This window comes from Sulfuricaulis sp., assembly GCF_049587675.1.
Lineage (GTDB): Bacteria > Pseudomonadota > Gammaproteobacteria > Acidiferrobacterales > Sulfurifustaceae > Sulfuricaulis.
On record NZ_JBAVEJ010000200.1, the window covers coordinates 1 to 5,053 of the forward strand.

The 5,053-nt window shown below is 62.4% G+C and carries 3 protein-coding genes and 1 pseudogene; 1 reads left to right on the plus strand and 3 read right to left on the minus strand.

The genetic code is table 11. The annotated features are described in order from the left end of the window. From WB402_RS10440 to WB402_RS10450, 3 genes and pseudogenes are all read right to left on the minus strand, one after another. Positions 1–268: pseudogene (locus WB402_RS10440) on the minus strand (sulfur reduction protein DsrS); the annotation flags it as partial. 36 nt (positions 269–304) lie between these two features. Next, a complete protein-coding gene (locus tag WB402_RS10445) occupies positions 305–1,531 on the minus strand; it encodes a DUF2201 family putative metallopeptidase (protein ID WP_424207602.1) in 1,227 nt (408 codons plus the stop codon). A gap of 16 nt (positions 1,532–1,547) precedes the next feature. Further along, positions 1,548–2,624 carry an AAA family ATPase gene (locus WB402_RS10450; RefSeq protein WP_424207604.1) on the minus strand — a complete coding sequence of 359 codons (1,077 nt, stop codon included), beginning with the start codon at positions 2,622–2,624 and terminating at the stop codon, positions 1,548–1,550. Between the two features lie 199 nt (positions 2,625–2,823). On the opposite strand from WB402_RS10450, the gene WB402_RS10455 reads away from it, so the two are divergent. Continuing rightward, positions 2,824–4,863 carry an APC family permease gene (locus WB402_RS10455; RefSeq protein WP_424207606.1) on the plus strand — a complete coding sequence of 680 codons (2,040 nt, stop codon included), beginning with the start codon at positions 2,824–2,826 and terminating at the stop codon, positions 4,861–4,863. The last annotated feature ends 190 nt before the right edge of the window (positions 4,864–5,053 follow it).

The window sequence follows — 5,053 nt, forward strand, 5'->3', positions numbered from 1 at the left end:
GCTGTGCCTCGCGCGCCTGACCCATGCGCGTCCAGCGTTGCAGGAATACCGGATAGCCGCCGGGCGAACCGAGCACGTGGCTCGAGAGCATCTCGCGCACCAGCCGCAGGTATTTCTCCGGACGGCAGTTGGGACTGAGCGGAATGCGCGCTTCGTTACCACGTGAAAGGCCGTAGACCGTCATGTGCTGCTCGTCGATGCGGATGGCCTCGATATCGTTGGCGAGGAGGACGTTCAAGCGCAGCAGGTCTTCGCTGGAGAGTTCCATGGATGAATACGAACGCGGGATGAAACGGGCGAGTTGCTAGTTTAACTGAATCCGCTGGCCCCAGGGCACCTTCTCCTTGCCCTTGACCAGCCAAAGCACGGGATAAGACGGCTCACTCTTGGGGAATTCGCCCTTTGCGTCGGTGAAGTAGACCAGCAAATCCGGCGCGCGATCCTGCCACTCGGCCCATTCGAAGACCGGTGTGAAGCGCGTGCCGCCGCCGCCCGGCAATTTTCCGGGCAATTTTATGTCTTCCCAGGGATCGAAAATCCATGGTCCTTCCGGCGCCAGTTTTTCATCGCAGGAGTGCAGCGTGATGCGCGCGCCGACCTGGCCTTTGATGGCGTTGACCTCGCTCAGGAATTCCTGCATCTCATCGTCCGAAATCGAGCCGCTGGTGTCGAGCACCACAAGCAGATCGATGTGCTGGCTGCGCAGACCGGGGAGGATGGCCGTGCCCTCGCGCCGCGATGGATGCGCGAAGCTGTAGTCATTGCGCGAGGCGCGCGTCATGTAGTGCGCGAGCAGCATGCGCCACGGCAGCTGCGGCTGCAGCAGGTGATCCACCATGCGTGCCATCGAGCCGCCGAGCTTGCCTGCATGGATAGCCTGCTGCGCGGCCGAGGCCAGGCGCTGCTGCCACTGCTTGTCGAGCGAATCGCGCTCGGGGGTGGCAAGCGGCGGTGGTTGCGGCGCGCCGCCAGCCTGCGCATCCGGCTCGCCATGATTGCCGCCACTGTCTTCAGTTTGCATCTCGCCGCGACCGCCTTGACCGTCGTCACGGTCGCCCGAACCGTGCGGCCTGTCGTCCTGATCGTAGAGATGCTGGTCCATCGGTTCTTCGTCGGTGTTATCCTGGATGCAGGGATATATCTCCTCCGCGGTCATGTCCTTGAATGCGTCCAGAATCAGTGCGCCCGGTGCGGGCGTGAGCCCGTCGGCCAATAACAAGGGATTGACCGCGAAGTCGCAGGCCAGGTCCCAGCGGTGCTTGTGGCGATGTTCGCGACGCGCGAAGTGCGACAACGCGCAGTGCAGCGCCTCGTGTGCGAGGATGAATTTGGTCTGCTCGAACGACAGCGCCTTGATGTAGTCGCGGTTGTAGTAGAACGACCGCGCATCGGTGGCGGTGGTATGGCACCACTTGGGATCGGCCTCGACCAGCGGCAGGCGCAGCACCAGCGCGCCGAGAAACGGTTTGTCGATAATCAGCCAGGTGCGCGCGGCGACGAGCTTGTTCTCGATGTCATCCTGATCCGTCATGGCGATCCGGAAAAGATTACGACTTGCGTGCCGCGGCCGGCTTCTGCCACATGTCGAAGATCATGACGCTGGCGATCTTCTTGGCCCACTGCGCGAATTGCGGGAGCGCGAACAGTTTCTCGCCGACGGCGCGTTGCATGTCCGAGACCAGCATCACGCCCATCTCGCGGCTCGGGAAACGCCCGGCGTAGTCGAGGATGTTGCCAAACACCTTGGCCTCGTCGCTGCTGCCCTTGGCGCGGATCGCGCGCCCCACGAGCGCGGCAGCCACCGCGTATTGCAGGTCGGTCTCTTTCGGCACGGTGGTGGAGACGCCGTTGACGATCGCGTCGATATCCGGCAGGTTGTCGAGATTATCGATGAAGGCCTTCAGTTCCACGCCCGCCGCCGGGCCGACGCAGGCCTCAAGACCACCCAGCAGCAATTCCGGCCGGTCGCCGAACTTCGCGAGCGCGCGATGCGCGAATTCCCACGAACGTGGTGACGGGAACGCCACGGGATTGTGTGCCGGGTCGAAATCGAACAGCAGCTCGGGGCGGAACCGCAGAAAGGCGATGACGCGCTCGTCGATGTTGTTCGCATACGCCCACGCGACCCAGTCGTCGAGATGGGTTTCGACCGAGAAATGGGAAAAGCGATTGGCCAGCGGCGCGGGCATGCTGTAGGTGACGCCACGGTCGCCCTGGCGGTTGCCGGCGGCGAAGATCGCCCAGTGCTCCGGCACCTGATAGGCACCGAGGCGGCGGTCGAGGATCAGTTGATACGCGGCGGCAGAAACCGTCGGTGCCGCCGACGTAATCTCGTCGAGAAACAGGATGCCTTCGGGGCCGTGGCGCTGGGCGTCCGGGAGCATCGCCGGGATGGCCCATTCCACGACGTCGCCGACGCGGAACGGGATGCCACGCAGGTCGGTCGGCTCCATTTGCGAGAGCCGGATGTCGATGACCGGTACGCTGTATTTCCGGGCCACCTGCGCCACCATCTGCGATTTGCCCACGCCAGGTGGCCCCCACAGCATGACCGGCGTGTGGTGACCCTCGCGGGTGCTCTGGAATTCGCGTTCGAGGACGGCGAGGATAAGCGCAGGGCGCATGGAATCTCCGGTTGATATACTGCAAAGAGGTGTGCCAGAAGCAGAGTATAATTTTGCCGTCGCCAAGCGTCCATGCACGAATTGATGACAGGCAATGATAAAAGACAGATATGCCGCGTGGACTTCCCGGAATGCCCGCTGCGCATGAAATGCTTGGCTGTGGCGACGCGCACGGCGTGCCCTGACCGCCAGTCCTCCGATGCCTGAATCGCCCCTGCCACCGAATCCCTTTGAGAGCGCCGATAAACGGCCACTGCTGTTGCGCTGGCGCGACCGGCTGTTCAAGGTGCTTTTCGGACCGGCGCGCGATCCCATGGCGCCGGAGACCCATCGCCACATCACGCTGATCGCATTTTTCGCCTGGGTGGGTCTGGGCGCGGACGGCTTGTCATCCTCGGCTTACGGTCCCGAGCAGGCATTCATGGCGCTCGGCGAGCACACCCATCTCGCTCTGTTTCTCGCTGTGGCTACTGCGATGACCGTGTTCGTGATCGCGGTTTCCTACAATCAGGTGATCGAACTCTTTCCCACCGGCGGCGGCGGATACAAAGTGGCCACGCGCCTGCTCGGCAGACGCGCGGGGCTGATCTCCGGCAGCGCGCTGGTGGTGGATTACGTGCTTACCATCGCCATCTCCATCGCCGCCGGCGCGGACGCGCTGTTCAGTTTCCTGCCGCTGTCGTGGAGTGTACTCAAGCCGGAAGCTGCCGGGCTGGCGCTGCTGACCATGGTGATTCTCAATTTGCGCGGCGTCAAGGAGTCCATCAAATTCCTGCTGCCCATCTTTATCGGGTTTGTCCTGACGCACGCGTTTTTGATTATTTATGGCATTACACGACATGCCCAAGACATCGGCGGCCTGCTCCCGGAAAGCATCGCCGGTGCGCAGTTGCTGTCGCGCGAAATGGGCATCGTGTTCGTGATCGCGCTGTTCGTGCGCGCTTACGGCATGGGTGGCGGCACCTACACCGGCATCGAGGCGGTCTCGAACAGCGTCAACCTGCTGAAGGAACCGCGCGTAACCACCGGCAAATGGACCATGTTCTACATGGCGCTGTCGCTGTCGTTCACCGCCGGCGGCATCATCCTGCTGTATCTGTTGTGGCGCGTGCAGCCTGTCGAGGGACAGACCCTGAATGCCGTGGCCTTCGGCGCCATCCTCGCGGACTGGCCGACCTGGAGCGGCTGGCATCTGGGCGAGATTCTGCTCGTGACCACACTCGTGTTCGAGGCCGGCCTGCTGTTCGTTGCGGCCAACACCGGATTTCTTGGCGGTCCCGCGACGCTCTCCAACATGGCCGTGGATCACTGGGTGCCGCACCGCTTCGCCCAGCTCTCGGACCGGCTGGTGACCAAGAACGGGATTCTGCTGATGGGCGGCGCCGCGTACGCCGTGCTGTTGTGGAGCGGCGGCCGGGTGGATCTGCTGGTGGTGCTTTACAGCATCAACGTGTTTCTGACGTTTTCGCTGACCCTGCTGGGCCTGTGCGTTTACTGGTGGAAAAACCGCGACACCCAGACCGGATGGCTGCCGCGGCTCGGTCTGACGCTATGGGGTCTCGTCGCCACCTCTGGCATTCTGGTGGTGATGCTGGTGGAAAAATTCCACGAGGGCGGCTGGATCGCGGCGCTCGTCACCGGTTCGCTCATCGGTCTGTGCGTGCTGGTGTACAGTCACTACCGCACGGTGGGCAAGCGTCTGACTGCCCTCGACGACATCCTGACCCGGATTCCGGTCGTAATCCCCACCCGACAGCCCCCGCCGGTCCGCGAAGGTGAGCCCGCGGCGGTTTTTTTCGTTTCGAGCTACCGCGGAGTGGGCATCCATACCTTGCTCAATTCCCAGCGCCTGTTCCCGGGGCGGTTTCACAATTTCGTCTTCCTTAGCGTCGGCGAGGTGGATACCACGCGCATGAAAGGCGACCAGACCCTGGTGGACCTCAAGCACCAGGTGGACGAATCGTTGCACAAGTACGTCGAGTTCTGTCGCGCCCACAACATGGCGGCGGCCGGTTATTCCGCTTATGGCACCGATCCGGTCGAGGCGGCCGTCAAACTGGCCGACGATGTTCTGCAACGTTTCCCCGGCAGCGTGTTTTTCGCCGGCACGCTGGTGTTCCGCGAGGAAAACTGGATGACGCGCCTGCTGCACAACCACACGGCATTGGCGATTCAGCGCCAGCGGCATATCAAAGGCATGCCTCTTGTCATTATGCCGATGCAGGTGGATACTCATTAGGGAAGCTCGGGTTAAGTTATCCGTTCGCCCTGAGCTTGTCGAAGGGTGAACGGATAACTTCCTGAATTTTCATAACATCAAGTCCGTCCATGGTTCGATCAGCTCACCACGAACGGACTTGATCAGAGGTTCCTTAGCGCGGCGCTCGTTCAAGACGTGGCCGTTGACCAACATGCATGGAGGTGAAACA